Genomic DNA, 17,239 nt, shown 5'->3' on the forward strand with positions numbered 1-17,239 from the left:
CAGTTTTCTGCCCACCTCCACCGTATGAAAGCACCATGGAAAACTCAACGCCGCTCACCCAAGCGTCCCCAATCATTCTCCCAGCACCCCAGGTAGGCTCCGCTGCTACACGTCGCGGATTCCTACAAAATTCGACGCTTTTGGCTGGCACCGCCCTCGGCGCGGGCGCCGGGATCAGCGCGATGGCCCTGCCGGCTGCCCATGCTGCCGGTGACGATGTCATCCGCGTTGTTTTGATCGGGTGCGGCGGTCGCGGGACCGGTGCTGTCGATCAAATCATGAATACCAAAGGCAACGTCAAACTCGTCGCCGTTCACGATGCCTTCGAAGGCAAGGCGCGCGACGCGGTCAAGCGACTCGCCCAACGGCACGGAGATAAAGTCGATGTGCCCGAGGACCAATTCTTCAGTGACCTCGACGGCTACAAAAAGGCCATCGATGTCGACTGCGACCTTGTCGTGATTGCCACACCGCCGGGCTTCAAACCTCAGCAGTTCGAGTATGCCGTCAACAAGGGTCGGCATATCTTCATGGAAAAACCAGTCGCCACCGATGCGCCCGGCGTCCGTCGCGTGCTCAAGAGCGTGGAGGAGTCGAAGAAGAAGAATCTGATGGTCGCCATCGGTCTGCAACGCCGACACGAACCGTCCTACAAAGAGACCATCAGCCGCATTCATGACGGTGCCATCGGCGACGTCATTTCACAACAAGTGTATTGGGACGGCAACGGAATCTGGTATCGCAACAAACAGGACGACCAGAACGAGATGGAGTTCCAAACGAACAACTGGTACCACTTCAACTGGGTCAGCGGCGATCAGATTTGTGAACAACACATCCACAACCTGGATGTCGGCTGCTGGGTAAAAGACGCCTACCCCGTCAGTTGCAATGGTATGGGCGGGCACCAACAACGTGAAAACGGTGATGGCTCGAAATCCCAAATTTTCGATCACACGTTCTGCGAGTACACCTTCGCAGACGGCTCCAAAATGTTCTCACAGGGCCGCCACCTCGCCGGTGGTTGGAGCCACGTGGGCGAATTCGCACAAGGCACCAAGGGTACCGCCAATCCAGGTGGCGAGATCTTCGGCGCGAACGCGTGGAAGTACGATGGCAAACGCGTCAACGGTCACCAACAAGAACAGCACGATCTCATCGAAGCGCTGATGCGTGGTGAAATCTACAACGAAGGCGAATACGGCGCCCACTCGACGTTCACCGCTATTCTCGGCCGCGAAGCCTGCTACTCGGGCAAGGTCATCAAATGGGACGAACTGCTCGAGAAAGGCCGCGATCTGGCCCCCGGCATCGACGGGTTCACCCTGCAGTCAACCCCACCGGTTGTCAAGGGCGAAGATGGCAAGTACCCCATCCCCGTCCCGGGCAAATACAGCCCGTTTGCATGAGCCTGTTCGGCTGAACAGGCGATTTCATGAACGGTATCCATCGGCGGCATCTTGCCGCCGATTTCATGAACCGAATGCCCTCAGGCATCCGGTCACGCGCCGCCCCCCTCCCTCAACGGCCTGCCTCTGCCAAAACGGCTAGCAGGCTGTTGATTTAGGCGAATTCCGACCGGCAATGGGCAGCCGAAGCCATCGGGTAACGCGAGCCGCTCATGCGGCTCGACTCAAGAAATCAACAACGCCGCTAGACACTCTCCACTGAAATTGGAATTCTCTTGACCTCCAACCCAAAATTGTCGGTTTGCATTGACGCTGTTTTCGAAGGTATCGAAGCGACCGAAGCGATCGCCCGCGTCGCCGACGCGGGCATCAATGCCTTTGAGTTTTGGTGCTGGTGGGAGAAAGACCTCGACCGAATCATTGCCGCACGCGATCAACATTCCATGACGATCGCCGCCTGCTGCACACGGTTCGTCTCACTCGTCGACCCGAAATTGCGCAGCGATTATCTGCAGGGACTGACCGAGTCGATCGCCGCAGCCCAGCAGCTTGGTTGCCGCACACTGATTTCCCAGGTCGGCGATTTCCTGCCCGGTGTGCCTCGCGAGCAACAGCACCAGTCGCTCGTCGACGGACTGACCGAGGCGGCGCCGCTGCTCGAACAAGCGGGCATCACACTCGTCATCGAACCGCTCAATGAACTCGTCGATCACGTCGGCTACTACCTCGTGCGCAGTGATGAGGCATTCGAGATTATTGATGCCGTTGGCAGCGAAAACGTCAAGGTTGTCTTTGATATCTATCACCAACAGATCAGCGAAGGACGCGTGATTGATCGGTTGACCCAACGCATTGACGCGATCGGCCATTTCCATGCGGCGGGAAACCCTGGCCGGCATGAACTCACCTGCGGTGAGCTCAACTACCCCGAAATCTTGGCCGCGATCGCAGCAACGAAGTACGACGGCTACGTGGGACTGGAGTACTGGCCCCAGAGCGACCCCGACGCTGGCCTGCGTCAAGCCACTGCCATGGTCGCAGCCCGATAGCGGCGCCGGCCGGCAGATCTGAAAGCCGCCAATGAATGATGGCTCGATTCCCTAAACGGGCGTCATCGAGTCGTTCCTTTTGCCGACACAGACGCATCAGCGGTGCGGAAGTGTCGGCCAACCTGACGTCTGAGCCACCCCAGGAATAACGCATGCCGAAGCCTTCACGCCATCATCTCGTCTTGATGTTCGCCATGTGTTTCGGTTCACCGCTGGCCGTGTGTGCCGACACGGCGACGAAACCCAATTTCATCGTCGTTTACTGTGACAATCTGGGGTATGGTGACATTGAGCCTTTTGGGTCGACGCGTCATCGGACCCCCAACCTGAACCGCATGGCGCGAGAAGGCCGAAAGCTCACGCACTTCTGCGTCACCGCCGGCGTCTGTACGCCGTCGCGGGCGAGCATCATGACGGGCTGTTACGCTCAGCGCGTCGGCATGCATCTCAACGAACGCGATGGCGCGGTCCTCCGCCCCGTTTCGCCCTACGGATTGCACCCCGACGAGGCGACAATTGCCGATGTCCTCAAACAGCAGGGATACGCGACGGCCATCGTCGGGAAATGGCATCTCGGTGACCAGCTGGAGTTCCTGCCGACTCGGCAAGGTTTTGACAGGTTCTTCGGGGTTCCCTACTCCGACGACATGACCGAACGAGTCTGGGAGCGGGATGGCTCGCAGTGGCCGCCCTTGCCGCTGATGGACAACGAAACCGTGATCGAAGCTCCTTGCGATCGAAATGGCCTGACGAGGCGATACACCGAGTGGGCGATGCAGTGGATTGCCAGCCACCAGGAGGAACCGTTCTTTCTCTATTTCCCCCAGGCCATGCCCGGCAGCACCAAGACGCCATTTTCCAGTCCGGCGTTTCGAGGAAAGAGTCAGAATGGAGCGTGGGGCGACGCGGTTGAGGAACTCGATTGGTCAATCGGCGTGATGCTCGATCAACTCGTGCAGTTAGGCATTGCGGAGAACACATTCGTCATCTGGACGTCCGACAATGGCGCGCCAATCAACGGCGACCCCAGCGACCTGAGCCGCGGTTCCAACCGACCGCTGCATGGCCGCGGCTACACGACCAGTGAGGGCGCCTTTCGTGTGCCCACGATCGTCTGGCAGCCAGGCAAGGTCCCCGCCGGAACCGTCTGCGAAGAACTGGCGACGACGATGGACCTATTGCCCACGTTCGCCAAACTCGCTGGCGGTCAGCCACCGTCGAATCACAAAATCGACGGCCACGACATCGCTCCGCTGCTGTTCGGTGAAGCGGATGCGAAGACTCCCTATCAAGCCTTCTACTACTACGATCAAGATCAACTGCAAGCCGTCCGGTCCGGTCCCTGGAAGCTGTTCCTGCCCGTAACCTCCTGGGCCGCTCATCCACATTTCAGTGACAAGCAACAGCCAACCGCATTGCTATTCAACGTTGTCAACGACATTGCCTGCGAGCACAACGTTGCCGTTGAAAATCCCGAAATCGTTGACCGCCTCTCCCTCCTGGCTGAGCAAGCAAAGCGGGATCTCGGCGACCAAGGCCAGCGTGGGCACGGCCAGCGACCGATCGGCAGGGCAACCAACGCCTCCGCTCGACGATGATCATCGTCGCACAAATGTCCCTGCCGATCGCGAGTCAGTAATCTCGACCAACCCACCTGGTGGAAAGCACGCCGCGCACCATCATCGTTTTTCTTGGTACACGTTTTGCTTATCTGGCACGTGTTGATGACTCGCCCGTGATCCATACAGAGCATTGAGTTCTGTCGGGCGGCAACACCATTCAGAAAGGAAAACAATGTCTACCCAACAACAGATGAAAGGCCAGTGGAATTCGATCCGCGGGTCCGTGAAGGAAAAATACGGCCAGATCACTGATGATGAGCTGAGCCAAGTCGAAGGCAATCAGGAGCAACTGATCGGTTTGATCCAACAGAAGGTCGGCGCAGCCCGGTCGGAGGTCGAGGATTTCCTGAGCAAGATCTACGAAGATGCTGGCGCGAGCTTTTCGTGGACGGGCGAGAAGTTGAACCAGGGCTACCGAGAGTCGACCAGAGCGGTCGCAAACCATCCAGCGGAATCGGTCGTCGCGGCGCTCGGAATCGGCCTCCTGGTCGGCGCAGCGATCGGCTACTCGCTGGCCGCAGACCGGTACCGCGAGCCGACCTGGCGTGAACGCTGGAACGGCCGGTAGCCGCTGGCGAGTTCGACGATTGACACCACCTCCCCATTTTCACCAGGAAAACTAACCATGGCCTCGCAAGCACAATCCCCTCAATCTCGTTCGACCGTCGCTGAGATGCGCAGCCGCCTTGACGGTGCGACTCACACGACGGCTGAAAATCTCCAAGCCTACGGCAGCCACTACGTCGCAGAACCCGCCAAGGACGTCTTCAGCCTGCTCCGTGACTACGCCAAGGACCGCCCCGACGTGGCCGCCGTCTGGCTGTTCGGTGCGGGTGTGCTGGTGGGTTGGAAACTGCGCCGCTGAGCGTCCCATCGGCACGAATCAGCGCGATTGTATTTCGGGGAAATCTCGCTACAAACAAGCGGTCTTGAACGCCCATGTCCTTGTCCGCCCTGAGATTCCGATGAGAGTTACTGATTTCCTCGAAACGCATTTCCGCCACTTCAACGCTCGTGAACTGCGTGACGCCGCCCGCTCCTATGGCGAGTTCGTCTCGAGCGGCGGCAAGATGATGGTCACGCTCGCTGGGGCCATGAGCACCGGCGAGCTCGGTTTGTCGCTGGCTGAGATGATCCGTCAAGGCAAAGTGCATGCGATTACCTGCACCGCAGCGAACCTGGAGGAAGACCTCTTCAACCTCGTCGCCCATGACGAGTACCGTACGATCGCCAATTGGCGAGCGCTGTCGGTCGAAGACGAAGTCGAACTGCGCGATGCCGGATTCAACCGCGTCACCGACACTTGTATCCCCGAGACCGTGATGCGACATCTCGAGCATCGCCTGACGAAGCTATGGATCGAGCAGGCGGCCAGCGACGAGACTTGGATGCCCTGCGATTTCATGTTCGCATTGCTCGATGACCCCACCTTCACCGAGCATTTTCAGGTACCTCGCGAAAATAGCTGGATGGCGGCAGCCAAGGATGCGGGCATCCCCGTCTACACACCGGGCATCGAAGACTCCACGCTCGGCAACATCTATGCCGCGCGGGTGCACGACGGCACAGTCCCCAACCACACCGCGTTCGCGCCTGGAACCGAGCAGATGCAGCGGCTGATCGAGTGGTACGAGGCCAACAGCGCCGACAATCCGATTGGCATCTTTCAAATCGGCGGTGGCATCGCCGGCGACTTTCCGATCTGCGTCGTTCCGCTACTGAAACAAGACCTGGAAAAAGATATTCGCCTGTGGGGCTACTTCTGCCAAATCAGCGACGCGGTCACGAGCTACGGTGGTTACAGCGGCGCGGTCCCCAACGAAAAAATCACTTGGTACAAACTTGATCCGGAATCGCCCAAATTCATGATCCAGAGCGACGCGTCGATTTGTGCGCCACTCATCTTCGCACATGTGCTCGGTTGGTGATCGAACTGGCAGCCCGTCCACCTCGCTTCTTCGGGAGCGGGAAGTGACGGTTTGATATTTGGGGCCGAACGCTCCGCGATCGGCCACCATTTTTCGCGATTGCCTAGCGGGTCTGCCGCAACAGACGCATGCCTTCGCGGCCATGGTAACTCAACAGCAGTGCGCCGTCGGCGGCACAGGCTGCGAAGATGTGCTCAAAAAACTCTTCTTCCCCGGGCCAGGGGAACACGAAGACGAGATCAAAGTCATCGAGTTCCCACCCGATCTCGTCGTACACGTCGCCTTCTTCGGTATCGACGTTTTTGACTTGGCCGGCAATTTCCGCGAGCCCCTCGACACCACGCGGCACGAAACTACCCTGGTAAAATCGTGCCGAGCTACCGACGGCGTGAGCGACTTGTTCGGCTTGCTGGACGAGTCTCGATTCGATTTCGATCCCCACCGCCTGCATCCCTCGCAGGGCAGCCAACATCGTGGCGACACCGAACCCAGCTCCCCATTCGCAGAACCGATTTCCCGTCAACAAATGGTTGCTGTGAATCCAACTCAGCGTCTGGTCGAGCAGATGAAAATCGCAGGTAACGAAGTTTTCGATCACATCGAGATCGGCCAGCATGAATGCCTCGACGGCCTCATTAGCGGTATCAATAAGATCTTCCGCATGATCGGCATAAGGCAACTGCTTCACCGAACGGTCGATGGAGATGGGTTGGAGCGACATCGAGGATTTCATGACAGAAGAAGTGAGTCTGGGTGAGCGATCTGGATCATCCCAGGCAGCTGCGTCGATCGCAAGTGACCGGTTCCACGTCACCGCCGTCAGCCGCGTGGTCATTCTTTCGCCATTTTGGTCGTTTTCACACCAATCGATCACCAAATTCTCGACCCGAAATCCTGTAAATCTGCGTTTGGCACAGCGAATGCGTTGTAGAGTTCCCATACTCCGCATGAAGATTCCGATTGATCAGGAAGCGGAGCCTCAACCACATAACTTAACAGGACGTCACAATGGCAAACCGCGAGCAACTCCAAGGCCACTGGAATGAAGTCAAAGGCCGCCTCAAGGAACACTGGGGGCAACTGACCGACGATGATCTGCGCCAAGTCGAAGGCAACGCCGACCAACTCGTTGGGATGGTGCAGCAGAAGACGGGTGCGGCACGAAGTGAGGTCGAGAAATTCATTGACGGAATGTTTAATGGATCGGTGGGCGATCAAGCCGCTGAAAAGTTGCACCAGTACGCGGGCGCCGCTCAAGAATTCGCCGACGACGCCAGCCAATATGCTCGCGAGCAAGCCCGCCGGCTCGCCGCGCAGTCAAGTGACTACTCGGCTCAGCTGGCGAGCACCGTCCGAAGTCGACCCGCTGAATCGTTGGCGATCGCGTTCGGACTCGGCATCGCCGCGGGAGCATTATTCTTTATGGGACGGAAACGGTAGTCATGCCCGCATCGACCACAACCGCGACACGCCAACAGTCTGCGGCGATCCGGAATCGGATGCGCGAGATTCGCAGCGAGCTGCCCTACGATGTTGATGATGCGCGAGCGCGGGTGAAGCAGTTGTCTGACTGGAAGTATCATGTGTCCAGGCGGCCCATCGCCATCGCAGCTGCCGCTGCGGTCGTGGGCTACCTGCTCGTGCCTTCACGCCAGACATCGACATCCACCGTCGTCGTCCACCAAGACCGCGCCGGATCAGTCGACACACCCGCGGAGAAGGGCATGTTCGCCGGTATCGCCGGCACCGTGGCGACCCTGCTCGTTCGACAAGCGGTTCGCATGGCAACGAATCAAGTCATGGGAGCATTCGCGGCACGCCAAACCTTTACGCCATCCCCCTCTGAATATGAGGTCCACTCATGATCGCCCCTATGATGGAACGAGCCACCGACGCAGCTCCCCGCCAACATGCGGCGGCCATTCGCCAAGAGCAACGGCAGCCAGCCCGGCGAATCTCGCGCATCATTGAAAAACAACCCGCGTTGGTCGTCGCGGCCGGTGTGGTCGTGGGACTCGGAATCGGCTGGCTCGTCAAACGAAAGAAATGGTCTCACTGATGTCCTCTTCCGCCAACTCAGAGCCATCCCTCTCAAGTTTCCAGCGTGTCATCCGCGACGTGCTCGATCTATTCGAGCTACAGATGCAGTTGATCTCCGTCGACAGCCAAGCTGCCAAACGCAAACTCGTCCAAGCCGTCGCTTGTGGCTCGATCGCGCTCGCGCTGGCCGGTTCGGCATTGACGGTCGCGATGCTCGCGGCGGGTATCCTGCTCGGCGAATTCACTGAGCTGACGACAGGCGCCGCGATGCTGGTTGTCAGTGCCGTGTTCTTCGTCATTGTCGCCGTACTCGGATGGCTCGCCCTGCGGGCGATTCTCGCAGCCTCCGCCGCGATGAGCGAGACAAAGTCAGAGTTCGGCGAGAACCTCCGGTGGCTCAAGGCGACACTCATCGCTCCGGAGACCTCGGCCCGTAACCAGCTTCGCCGCGAATCGTTCTATGATCGCACCTCCGTATCCTATAGCGATACTGTCTGTGATGAAGATTCTGCATCCCATCCTCTCTACCGAAGGTAATCCATCATGTCTGACGTTCCTCATACTTCTGCTCCCGGTCAAAAAACAATGGCCGATCATGCCCGCGAGACAGCGGGTCGCGCCGCCTCCGGTGCGGGCGAAGTCGCCCATGACGCTGCCCGGCATTTCGTTCGTGAACCCGCCGCGGATCTATTTACCCTCGCCAAACAGTACGCGAGAGATAAACCGGACGTCGCAGCCTGCTGGGCGTTTGCCCTGGGCGTCGTCGTTGGCTGGAAACTCAAGCCCTAATCGTTGTCGGATACTGAGTGATCCGAGACGTGCCCACCGCCGAGCCGGGCGAAGTTGCCCAGTCGCTGACGCCGCACGGCTCTGAACGGTGTCGCTGAACGCTTTCAAACGATCAGCCCGCTAAACCGGGGACTGCCCAATCGACAGCGATTAATGCGGTCGCATACACTCACAAGGGATTCATTTTCATGTCTGCCGGAGTTGCCAATCCGCCCCACGAAAAAAACAAGTCGGTAACGCGACTCCGGTCACAGCCACTGTCCTCTGAGTACAAGACGATGCCGAGTTTGCTAGTCATTGACGACGATCGTTTGGTTTGCGCCTTGACGCGGAAATCACTTGCGTCGATTGCCGATGTCGAGACCGCAGCGACCGCTGCCGAAGGCCTCGACAAATTGCGCGCCGGTGATTTCGACGCCGTCCTATTGGACATTCAACTCCCCGACCAAAACGGTCTGGCGGTCTATTGCGAAATCCGTGAACACGATCGCCGCATCCCCGTGATCTTCATGACCATTGAAGCGGCCAGCAACACGGCCATCGAAGCCATGCAGCTCGGTGCGTTCGACTATATCGCCAAACCGCTCGCGGTCGATCCGCTGCGTGACCTGGTCGAGAAAGCGATCGAACAGCGGCAGATCAGCAGCGTTCCCGTAGCGATCTCAGCTAACGACGACACCTCCGACACCAGCGCCGAGCTCTTCATCGGCCGCTCAACGGCGATGCTCGATGTCTTCAAGGCGATCGGGAAAGTTGCCAAGCAAGACGTGCCGATTTTGGTCCGTGGCGAGAGTGGTACGGGGAAAGAACTCGTCGCTCGGGCGCTCTACCAATACAGCCGGCGGAGCGATGAGACCTTCCTGGCGGTCAACTGCGCCGCACTACCCGATAACCTGCTCGAAAGTGAACTGTTCGGACACGAAAAAGGGGCCTTCACGGGCGCTGAAACTCGGCGAATCGGAAAGTTCGAACAGTGCAACGGTGGCACACTCTTCCTCGACGAAATCGGTGACATGGCTCCCTCCGTGCAGGCGAAAGTACTGCGTGTGCTGCAAGATCAACGGTTCGAGCGAGTCGGGGGCAACAAGGAACTCAAGACCGACGTGCGAATCATCGCAGCAACAAACCGGCCGCTCGAAAGGATGGTCGAGGATGGTGAGTACCGCGAAGATCTGCTGTATCGACTCAACGGGGTCACGATCGAACTGCCACCGCTCCGCGATCGGCTCAGCGATGTGCCCTCATTGATCCAATTTTTCCTCAGCCGTGCCAAACGAGAGTTTAACAAACCTGACCTCGAAGGATTGTCACCCGATGCAGTTGACCTCTTAACGGCCTACGGCTGGCCGGGAAACGTCCGGCAACTGCGCGCCGTGATCCGCCGCTGTGTGCTCGATACCGTGATGCCGGTGATCACGCCGGACGGTTTACCTCGTGAAGTGACCAGCGGAACGGCCCGCAACTCAGACGCGACGGCTGTCCAGAGAGAAGCTCCTGGTGCCGGTTTGCCAACTCTGGTACGAGATTTGTTAAGCAAAGGATCAACCAATCTCTATGCCGAGGCGACCCAGTACATGGAACGCTACGTGATCGCCGAAGTCCTACGTGAAACCAATGGCAACCAAAGCCAGGCTGCAGAGATTCTGGGGATCACTCGCGGCAAACTGCGAGATCGCATTACATCGTTCCGAATCGTTTTAAAAAACGATGTTGAAGTGGAGGCTGGTGCAGGATGAAATCGGAAACAAACATGTCGACCTTAACTGACCAGCAGAAGCAGAGCTTCGCCGCGGCACTGGAGCGTGTCGGAAACGACGAAGAGATGCTCGTCATCCTGGCCTCGATGGCCGCCGAGGACGCACCACCCTTGCTGTCCAAACTCGCTGATGAAGTCGGTTGTGGCGATCTCGATGCGGCCGCCCAATCCGGCCACGCCCTCAAAGGTCTGCTCAGCGCCTTCGAAACTGGCCAGCCCATCGAAGGGCTACAACCCTTGATCGACGCGGCTCGAGAACATGACGAAGCGGAAGCTCAACGACTGCTCGCATCACTCCAACCCAAACTAGGCAGCTTCATCGACCAGGTGAAAGAATTACAGTAATGGGTTGGCTGAGCCGCGAAGCGATAACAGCATCCAGACGCGAACGCTCGGAACGACGAGAAGCCCGAACCCTCGATTAACGAGGGACGTCGACCCCAACGCGTACTCAGGGACGCTACTCAGGGACACAGCACTTTTCACTCGCAATGGCCGATCTGCGACCAATACGGACGGTACGGAAGCTGCGAAGACCAGTAAATCTGCGGGCCTTCTTTAATGCCCTCCTCCATCAAGTGCTATGACTCTCAGCGTCCGTGTCCAGCTATCAGCACGACGCGGCCGGACGACCGACGACCACGACCGACCCGGATCCTGATGGAGCCGGACCTCTGGCCAGCCCACAGTTTGAAACCGCCTACGACTTGGCGGGGCAACCAGTTAGCAACGTAGAATCAATAACTGGCGCAGTGGATCTTGTTAAAGATCCATCCAGAACAGGATCTTTAACAAGATCCACTACGGTAAACCCGTCACTTATTGTTCCTGGTATCCTTAGGCGATGCGATTGGTGGTATAATGCATGGCATAGGATTGTATTAATCGTGACCAAACAGAAATCGAAAATAGACCCGTCGTGTCGGGATTGTGGAAGTCCACTTAAGGACCTCCTTGTTTACTGTATGTACGGTAGCGTCGCCGAATACTCTAAGAGTTATGTGAAAGTCGCCGCAATTTCGGAAAGCTTTATTCATATTGGAGTCCACACAAGTGATTCGTCATGCAAAGGTAATGTAGACAGGCTTCTCGCAAATTCCAAAGGTGACACCCAGGAGGATCTTTCGTTTTGCTCGTTCGATTGCTTGCGACGTTTCTTCAATGACTGCATTGACGAGGTAGAACAGAAGCATCTGCTCGATGTAAACAGCGAGGAAAGGGAAATGGGTCGATAGTGTTGGTGCACCGGTTTCGCGGTGGAAGAAAAGGGGACGATGAGAGTAAGGTGTCCGGTACGAATGGCACGGGCATAAGCAAAAAAATCAACATGGAAGCGGCCAAATGAGTCAGGCCCAATACTGTTCGGCACTTGATTAAGAGTAAGGCACCCGGTACCGATTAGTGAATGCACCATACTCTGCACAGGGGAAAAATGACACTTCAATAGGCCACCGCAAGGTGGCCTTTCTTATTGACGGGCAGGAACCCCACCATGTCTGCGGCACGAAACCGCCCAGGCGTTGGTTCTTCCGGCGAGGAAAGTTACCCAGGAACACAGCACTTTTCACTCGCGATTGCTAAGCTTCGGCAAACACGGGCCGCACGAAAGATGCGAAGTCCAGGGAAGCCTCGCGATTTCTTTGATTTCCCTCCTCCTTAAAGTGCGATGTCCGCCAGCGTCCTTTCCGCCAGCGTCCTTTCCGCCAGCGTCCTTTCCCCCAGCGTCCTGTCCCCCAGCGTCCAACCAGGTTGCGATCTCAGCGCAGCGATTGACCCTCGGCAACAAAGCCGGGACAATGTCCACCATCTGCTGCTCGATTCTGCTCACGTAAATGGACTGCTGACCACGCTATGAATATCCCCCCACGCCTCTCTCATATCGCTGGCGTCTTCGTGTTGCTGTGCTTGTTTGGCGCATCAGGAGCGTATGCGGCGGGGCCGATTTCGCTGTTGCAATGGACGCTTCGTGATGCCGAGGGGCAATCGATCAGACTGCCACCGAGCGACTATACCGTGGTTTGCTTTCTCGGCACCGAATGTCCGTTGGCGCGTCTCTATGGCCCGCGTCTGCAACGATTGTCGGAAGCGTTCGGGGGCAGCGGCGTGGCGTTTTTGGGTGTGAACAGCAATACACAAGACTCGCCCATTGAGATCGCTGCCTATGCGAAAGAGCTAGGCGTTACGTTTCCGATTGCCAAGGATGCCGACCAATCGGTCCTCGACGCGTTTCACGCCAAACGGACTCCTGAGGTGTTTGTTATCGACGCAGGTGGTTCGATTCGCTACCAGGGCCGCATTGATGACCAGTACGAACCTGGGATGTCCCGGACGAAGCCGACTCAGCATGATTTGCGCGCCGCGATCGAGTCCCTACTCGCTGGCAAACCGATCGCGCAACCGCAGACGCCTGGTGTTGGTTGCCTGATCACGCGGATCCCACAGCAGGCTGCAACAGATGCAGACCAAGCGACCGTGACGTTCAACGCCGACGTGGCACCGATCTTGAATCAGCACTGTGTCGAGTGCCACCGCGAGAGTGAAATCGCCCCGTTTGCACTGACGGACTATGACGAGGTGGTGGGCTGGGGCCAAATGATGCTGGAAGTCATTGACCAGAAACGCATGCCGCCCTGGCACGCTGATCCGAGTATCGGTCACTTTGTCGGTGAACGGCGGATGCCAGCAGAGGCCCGGGATACGATCGAGAAATGGATTGACCAGGGGATGGCAGAAGGAGATCCGGATGACCTGCCGCCGACACCGCACTGGAATGCCGGCTGGCATCTGCCGAGCGATCCTGATCTTGAAATTGCGATGCGGGACCGGCCCTTTCACGTTCCCTCCGATGACGTGGTCGACTACCAATATTACGTCGTCGACCCCGGGTGGAACGAAGATCGTTGGATCCGAGCGGCCCAGGTCGTGCCGGGTGACGCCCGCGTGGTGCATCACGCGATCGTGTTCGTCCGTTCGCCCGACGGCAGTGACTCCCGCGGCATCGGTTGGTTAGGGGCGTACGTGCCCGGCCAGCGAACGGCGATGCTGCCGCCCGGCCACGCCCGCCGAATTCCGGCGGGGTCGAAACTGGTGTTCCAAATGCACTACACACCCAACGGTAGCGCCGCCGACGATATCTCGCGAGTCGGCGTCTGGTTCGCCGATCCCAGCGAAGTGACGCATGAAGTATTCACGCGGGTGGCAATCAATCATGATTTTGAGATCCCACCACGCACGGAAAATTTTGAGGTCGGCATCTCGCTGGAAGGGTTTGCCCCGGAGAGCCGCCTGCTCGGCGCGACACCCCACATGCATCTGCGAGGAAAATCGTTCCGATTAACGGCTCGTCATGAGAACATGGCTCGTCATGAGAACAGCGAGCAGGAAGATTTACTGTACGTTCCGCACTACGATTTCAATTGGCAACACTATTATCAGTTTGCCGAGCCTAGACAGCTCGATGGGATCGATTCATTGGCTATGACCGTGACGTTTGACAATTCGGCGGCCAACCCCGCCAATCCAGCACCTGAGGAGTATGTCACCTGGGGCGATCAAACCTGGGAAGAGATGGCCATCGCGTTTTTTGATGTTGCCCGCCCCTTGAACGCAAACCGGACCGCTGCGGACCCGCAGGGAAAGTCGGACGCGACCGCCGGAAAAGGCAAGACATCGGCAGCCGCTGCCGATTCAGAGCAATGGGTTGCCCGGCGCACCATCGATCGCCGCACGCAGGCGTTCCTGACTCAGATGGACCAGAACGGCGATGGCCTGGTGCAGCGGGAGGAGACCCCCGTGACCTTTCAGAAGTTCGGATTCAAGAAAATGGATCGTAACCGGGACGGCGTTTTGGACCACGACGAAGTCGCTGCTGCGGCAGCGGAACGGGAATGACTGAACCCGATGCGGGGCACGCCGCAGATTCATTAGGCATCACCACGCGGCTGTTTTTTTGGTGGGCGGACCGCCCCATCGCGCAGGCATTCGTGCTGGTGCTGATGTCGGTGATCGCAATGATTGGCTACATCCAACCAGCACTCATCTTGGATTGGGTTGCGACGCCCGTCACCGAGGCTGGTAACCCACCTCAACAACACCAGCGAGGGCGGCCAAATCAACAGGGTGCCGTGGGCGCGGCCGCGAGGGTCGAACCGTTTCAGGTCGCCGGCGGCGAGTGTGTGTTAGTGGCGCGTAGCGATGAGTTTTTTAGCGAGGCTGGCTTAACGGCGATGCGCCGCGTGGCCGATGAATTAGCTGCGCTGCCACAGGTTCGCAGTGTCTTGTGGCTCGACGACATTCCGGATTTCAATGTCTTTGGGCTGTCGGGAACATTGCTGCCGAGTTCGCATGCATCGGCGCGGCAACTGCAGTCCGCCCGCGACCAAGTGTTGAACAATCCGCTGGCGGTGGGCCAGTTGATTTCCCCGGACGGCAAAACGCTGCTACTGCATCTTGAGCTGGATTGGTTTTTCGTAACCGATGACGATTCAGCGACCACGGACATACGCGAGCAAGCCGAGCGTGCGGCGAAACAGATCCCGGGGTCTGACATCGACTTTCAGCTGACCGGCCCGGTGCCGCTGCACTTAATGACTGTCGAGAATCATGTCGCCAACTCACGCCAGTATCAGTTGTATGGCTATGCCATCATGATGCTGTCGGCGCTGTTTTTGTTCCGCGGGCTCGCCGCCGTTGTGCTGGTTGCGGTGGCTCCAGCGATGGGCGTGTTTTGGACGATGGGAATGCTGCACTTTTTCAATTTGCAGGACAATCCCTTCAACGACATCATCGTGCCGATCCTCATCAGCTTGGTCGGATTGACCGATGCGGTGCATCTGATGGTTGAGATTCGCAGCCAACGGGCGGCGGGACGGACGGTTCGTGATGCGACACGCCAGGGGATTGCCCGCGTCGGATTAGCTTGCGTGCTGACGAGTCTGACCACGGCCATCGGTTTTGCTTCGCTAACGTTCGCCCATCACGAGATTGTCCAAGACTTTGGGTGGTGCTGCGTGCTGGGCGTGGCAATGACACTTACCAGCGTGCTGACAGTGATTCCGCTGGGTTGTCGCTCGCCGCTCGGCCGTCAACTGCATGTCGGCTTGGGAAAAAGCCTGATCGACGGGCAGTTAAAACGCATCGATCCGCTGGTGGGATGGGTGCTGCGACATGACCGGGGTGTGGCTTGGTCGGCGATCGCTGCCACCTCCGTCTTGGCGCTCATTTCGCTGAACCTGCAACCCGACGAGAAACGATACAGCGGGCTGAGCGAATCGGCCGAGGCGGCCCAGGCACTCCGGCATCTGGACCAATCATTGGGCGGTCTCGAATTCGGTTTCGTTTCAGTGAACTGGAACCAGCACGCAGACGAGGGTGCTCTGCTGCAGGTGTTGCAGGAAGTGGATGACGCTTTGCGTCAGGAGCCATTGATCGGTCACCCGCTGGGGCTGCATCAATTACTGGCGGCACTGCCCGGTGATGGCGACGCGGCGGAACGGATGACGTTGCTGGAATTGATGCCGCCCGAACTCAAACGCGCCTTCTATCAGCCCGAGGGGCAATCCGCTTGGGTGCAGTTCCGCGTTCAAGACTTGGGCATCGCGGCCTATGGCGATGTCTTTCCACGCATCGAATCGCGACTGAACGATGTCATGCAACAACACCCGAATTTCTCGCTTTCCCTAGAGGGTGATGCACCGTGGCGGTGGCGAAACGTTTATCGGATCGTCACCGATTTGGCGACCAGTTTGGGGACGGCGAGCATCGTCATTTGGCTGGTGCTGACACTGGTATATCGCTCCATCCGAATCGGTTTGATTTCGATCGTGCCCAATCTATTTCCGCTGGCGGCGACCGGCGCCATACTCATGCTCAGTGGCCAACACTTGGAACTGGTGACGGTGTGCGTGTTCACCATTTGCATTGGTATCGCAGTCGACGACACGATTCACTTCCTAACCCGGTACCAAGAGGAACAGCAACTCGGTGGCGATCACAACACCGTGATCCGCCGCGCCTTCACTGGGGTCGGCTCAGCGTTATTGATGACGACGATCGTGTTGGTGGCCGGAATGATGACGGCGGTCGTGGCCGACGCCCGTGACGCGAGATTGTTCGGCATTATGGGGTGCCTGACCCTCACGACGGCCCTCTTCGCCGATGTCGTGCTGTTGCCAGCGTTACTGAGCCGGTTTGCGAAACCGAGTCGCTGACACAAAAAACTCAGCAAAAAGATGGAGGCACGCAATAGAGTCCACCCACATTTCGGTCCCTCTCTTCACCAACGGTCACCCCAGTGTACGGGGAGGCATCGCTTCGGGAGCGTCACCGCGAGGGATGCTGTCGTCGAAACGTGCCGCCCGTTCGTAAAGCCGATGGACTTCGGCAACGATGCCATCGATCGCGGCACCGCGGTGGATCGCAGGCTCGGGACATTGCGTGCGAATACGATCTTTCAGCACGGTGGACAGCGGCGGACCGTGTTGTGAGTGCCGCTTCCACCCATTCGTTGCCAAATTCGTTGTCAGACGTTCCGCCTGCTCGTCGTTAAACTCGCCATCATCCTGCAGCGCGTCACAGCACAAATCGGTCAAATGGCTCAGTATCGCTTCGATTTCGGGAGTGGTTTGCATGATGTTGTGCTCAGCGA

The 17,239-nt window shown here is 58.2% G+C and carries 17 protein-coding genes; 15 read left to right on the forward strand and 2 right to left on the reverse strand.

Going from position 1 to position 17,239, the window contains the following annotated elements:
• Positions 1-35: 35 nt before the first annotated feature.
• The 6 genes from SH410x_RS27520 (at position 36) to SH410x_RS27545 (ending at position 6,008) form a co-directional block, all read left to right on the forward strand.
• Complete coding sequence (locus SH410x_RS27520) at positions 36-1,409, forward strand: Gfo/Idh/MocA family protein (RefSeq protein ID WP_473672684.1); 1,374 nt, start codon at positions 36-38, stop codon at positions 1,407-1,409.
• A gap of 275 nt (positions 1,410-1,684) precedes the next feature.
• Positions 1,685-2,458 (forward strand): hydroxypyruvate isomerase family protein, encoded by a 774-nt coding sequence (locus SH410x_RS27525; protein ID WP_473672686.1) that lies wholly within the window; start codon positions 1,685-1,687, stop codon positions 2,456-2,458.
• A gap of 152 nt (positions 2,459-2,610) precedes the next feature.
• Positions 2,611-4,056 carry a sulfatase family protein gene (locus SH410x_RS27530; protein WP_473672687.1) on the forward strand — a complete coding sequence of 482 codons (1,446 nt, stop codon included), beginning with the start codon at positions 2,611-2,613 and terminating at the stop codon, positions 4,054-4,056.
• Positions 4,057-4,252: 196 nt separating this feature from the next.
• The gene (locus SH410x_RS27535; RefSeq protein ID WP_473672689.1) at positions 4,253-4,648 is read left to right on the forward strand and encodes a CsbD family protein; all 396 of its coding nucleotides are present in this window, start codon (positions 4,253-4,255) and stop codon (positions 4,646-4,648) included.
• Between the two features lie 57 nt (positions 4,649-4,705).
• Positions 4,706-4,945, forward strand: coding sequence for a hypothetical protein (locus tag SH410x_RS27540; protein ID WP_473672691.1), 240 nt, complete (start codon positions 4,706-4,708; stop codon positions 4,943-4,945).
• Between the two features lie 100 nt (positions 4,946-5,045).
• Positions 5,046-6,008 (forward strand): deoxyhypusine synthase family protein, encoded by a 963-nt coding sequence (locus SH410x_RS27545; RefSeq protein ID WP_473672693.1) that lies wholly within the window; start codon positions 5,046-5,048, stop codon positions 6,006-6,008.
• 103 nt (positions 6,009-6,111) lie between these two features.
• On the opposite strand, the gene SH410x_RS27550 is transcribed toward SH410x_RS27545, so the two are convergent.
• Positions 6,112-6,729 carry a class I SAM-dependent methyltransferase gene (locus tag SH410x_RS27550; protein WP_473672695.1) on the reverse strand — a complete coding sequence of 206 codons (618 nt, stop codon included), beginning with the start codon at positions 6,727-6,729 and terminating at the stop codon, positions 6,112-6,114.
• A 287-nt stretch (positions 6,730-7,016) separates the two neighbouring features.
• Here SH410x_RS27550 and SH410x_RS27555 point away from each other — a divergent pair, with 287 nt between their 5' ends.
• The 9 genes from SH410x_RS27555 to SH410x_RS27595 all read left to right on the forward strand — a co-directional run bounded on the left by SH410x_RS27555 (position 7,017) and on the right by SH410x_RS27595 (position 16,802).
• Positions 7,017-7,448, forward strand: a complete 432-nt coding sequence (locus tag SH410x_RS27555; RefSeq protein ID WP_473672697.1) for a CsbD family protein — start codon at positions 7,017-7,019, stop codon at positions 7,446-7,448.
• 2 nt (positions 7,449-7,450) lie between these two features.
• Positions 7,451-7,873: a hypothetical protein gene (locus SH410x_RS27560; protein WP_473672699.1), complete on the forward strand. Its 423-nt coding sequence runs from the start codon at positions 7,451-7,453 to the stop codon at positions 7,871-7,873.
• Positions 7,870-8,067: a hypothetical protein gene (locus SH410x_RS27565; protein ID WP_473672700.1), complete on the forward strand. Its 198-nt coding sequence runs from the start codon at positions 7,870-7,872 to the stop codon at positions 8,065-8,067. Before SH410x_RS27560 ends, SH410x_RS27565 begins: the two co-directional genes overlap by 4 nt.
• Complete coding sequence (locus tag SH410x_RS27570) at positions 8,067-8,585, forward strand: phage holin family protein (protein ID WP_473672702.1); 519 nt, start codon at positions 8,067-8,069, stop codon at positions 8,583-8,585. The genes SH410x_RS27565 and SH410x_RS27570 overlap by 1 nt, the downstream gene beginning before the upstream one ends.
• A gap of 6 nt (positions 8,586-8,591) precedes the next feature.
• Entirely contained in the window at positions 8,592-8,837 is a 246-nt protein-coding gene (locus tag SH410x_RS27575; RefSeq protein ID WP_473672704.1) for a hypothetical protein, read from the forward strand.
• A gap of 278 nt (positions 8,838-9,115) precedes the next feature.
• Complete coding sequence (locus SH410x_RS27580; RefSeq protein ID WP_473677414.1) at positions 9,116-10,573, forward strand: sigma 54-interacting transcriptional regulator; 1,458 nt, start codon at positions 9,116-9,118, stop codon at positions 10,571-10,573.
• A gap of 14 nt (positions 10,574-10,587) precedes the next feature.
• Complete coding sequence (locus SH410x_RS27585) at positions 10,588-10,938, forward strand: hypothetical protein (protein ID WP_473672706.1); 351 nt, start codon at positions 10,588-10,590, stop codon at positions 10,936-10,938.
• Positions 10,939-12,444: 1,506 nt separating this feature from the next.
• Positions 12,445-14,484, forward strand: a complete 2,040-nt coding sequence (locus SH410x_RS27590; protein WP_473672708.1) for a redoxin domain-containing protein — start codon at positions 12,445-12,447, stop codon at positions 14,482-14,484.
• Positions 14,481-16,802 carry an efflux RND transporter permease subunit gene (locus SH410x_RS27595; RefSeq protein ID WP_473672709.1) on the forward strand — a complete coding sequence of 774 codons (2,322 nt, stop codon included), beginning with the start codon at positions 14,481-14,483 and terminating at the stop codon, positions 16,800-16,802. Before SH410x_RS27590 ends, SH410x_RS27595 begins: the two co-directional genes overlap by 4 nt.
• 75 nt (positions 16,803-16,877) lie before the next feature.
• On the opposite strand, the gene SH410x_RS27600 is transcribed toward SH410x_RS27595, so the two are convergent.
• The gene (locus SH410x_RS27600; RefSeq protein ID WP_473672710.1) at positions 16,878-17,222 is read right to left on the reverse strand and encodes a hypothetical protein; all 345 of its coding nucleotides are present in this window, start codon (positions 17,220-17,222) and stop codon (positions 16,878-16,880) included.
• Positions 17,223-17,239 lie beyond the last annotated feature (17 nt).

The sequence above is a fragment of the Rhodopirellula sp. SH410 genome, from assembly GCF_055811895.1.

Coding starts and splice junctions, on each gene's coding strand:
- SH410x_RS27570 (WP_473672702.1), top strand. CDS start 8,067: ATGTCCTCTTCCGCCAACTCAGAGCCATCCCTCTCAAGTTTCCAGCGT.
- SH410x_RS27585 (WP_473672706.1), top strand. CDS start 10,588: ATGTCGACCTTAACTGACCAGCAGAAGCAGAGCTTCGCCGCGGCACTG.
- SH410x_RS27575 (WP_473672704.1), top strand. CDS start 8,592: ATGTCTGACGTTCCTCATACTTCTGCTCCCGGTCAAAAAACAATGGCC.
- SH410x_RS27520 (WP_473672684.1), top strand. CDS start 36: ATGGAAAACTCAACGCCGCTCACCCAAGCGTCCCCAATCATTCTCCCA.
- SH410x_RS27550 (WP_473672695.1), bottom strand. CDS start 6,729: ATGTCGCTCCAACCCATCTCCATCGACCGTTCGGTGAAGCAGTTGCCT.
- SH410x_RS27600 (WP_473672710.1), bottom strand. CDS start 17,222: ATGCAAACCACTCCCGAAATCGAAGCGATACTGAGCCATTTGACCGAT.
- SH410x_RS27545 (WP_473672693.1), top strand. CDS start 5,046: ATGAGAGTTACTGATTTCCTCGAAACGCATTTCCGCCACTTCAACGCT.
- SH410x_RS27595 (WP_473672709.1), top strand. CDS start 14,481: ATGACTGAACCCGATGCGGGGCACGCCGCAGATTCATTAGGCATCACC.
- SH410x_RS27590 (WP_473672708.1), top strand. CDS start 12,445: ATGAATATCCCCCCACGCCTCTCTCATATCGCTGGCGTCTTCGTGTTG.
- SH410x_RS27540 (WP_473672691.1), top strand. CDS start 4,706: ATGGCCTCGCAAGCACAATCCCCTCAATCTCGTTCGACCGTCGCTGAG.
- SH410x_RS27580 (WP_473677414.1), top strand. CDS start 9,116: ATGCCGAGTTTGCTAGTCATTGACGACGATCGTTTGGTTTGCGCCTTG.
- SH410x_RS27530 (WP_473672687.1), top strand. CDS start 2,611: ATGCCGAAGCCTTCACGCCATCATCTCGTCTTGATGTTCGCCATGTGT.
- SH410x_RS27560 (WP_473672699.1), top strand. CDS start 7,451: ATGCCCGCATCGACCACAACCGCGACACGCCAACAGTCTGCGGCGATC.
- SH410x_RS27535 (WP_473672689.1), top strand. CDS start 4,253: ATGTCTACCCAACAACAGATGAAAGGCCAGTGGAATTCGATCCGCGGG.
- SH410x_RS27565 (WP_473672700.1), top strand. CDS start 7,870: ATGATCGCCCCTATGATGGAACGAGCCACCGACGCAGCTCCCCGCCAA.
- SH410x_RS27555 (WP_473672697.1), top strand. CDS start 7,017: ATGGCAAACCGCGAGCAACTCCAAGGCCACTGGAATGAAGTCAAAGGC.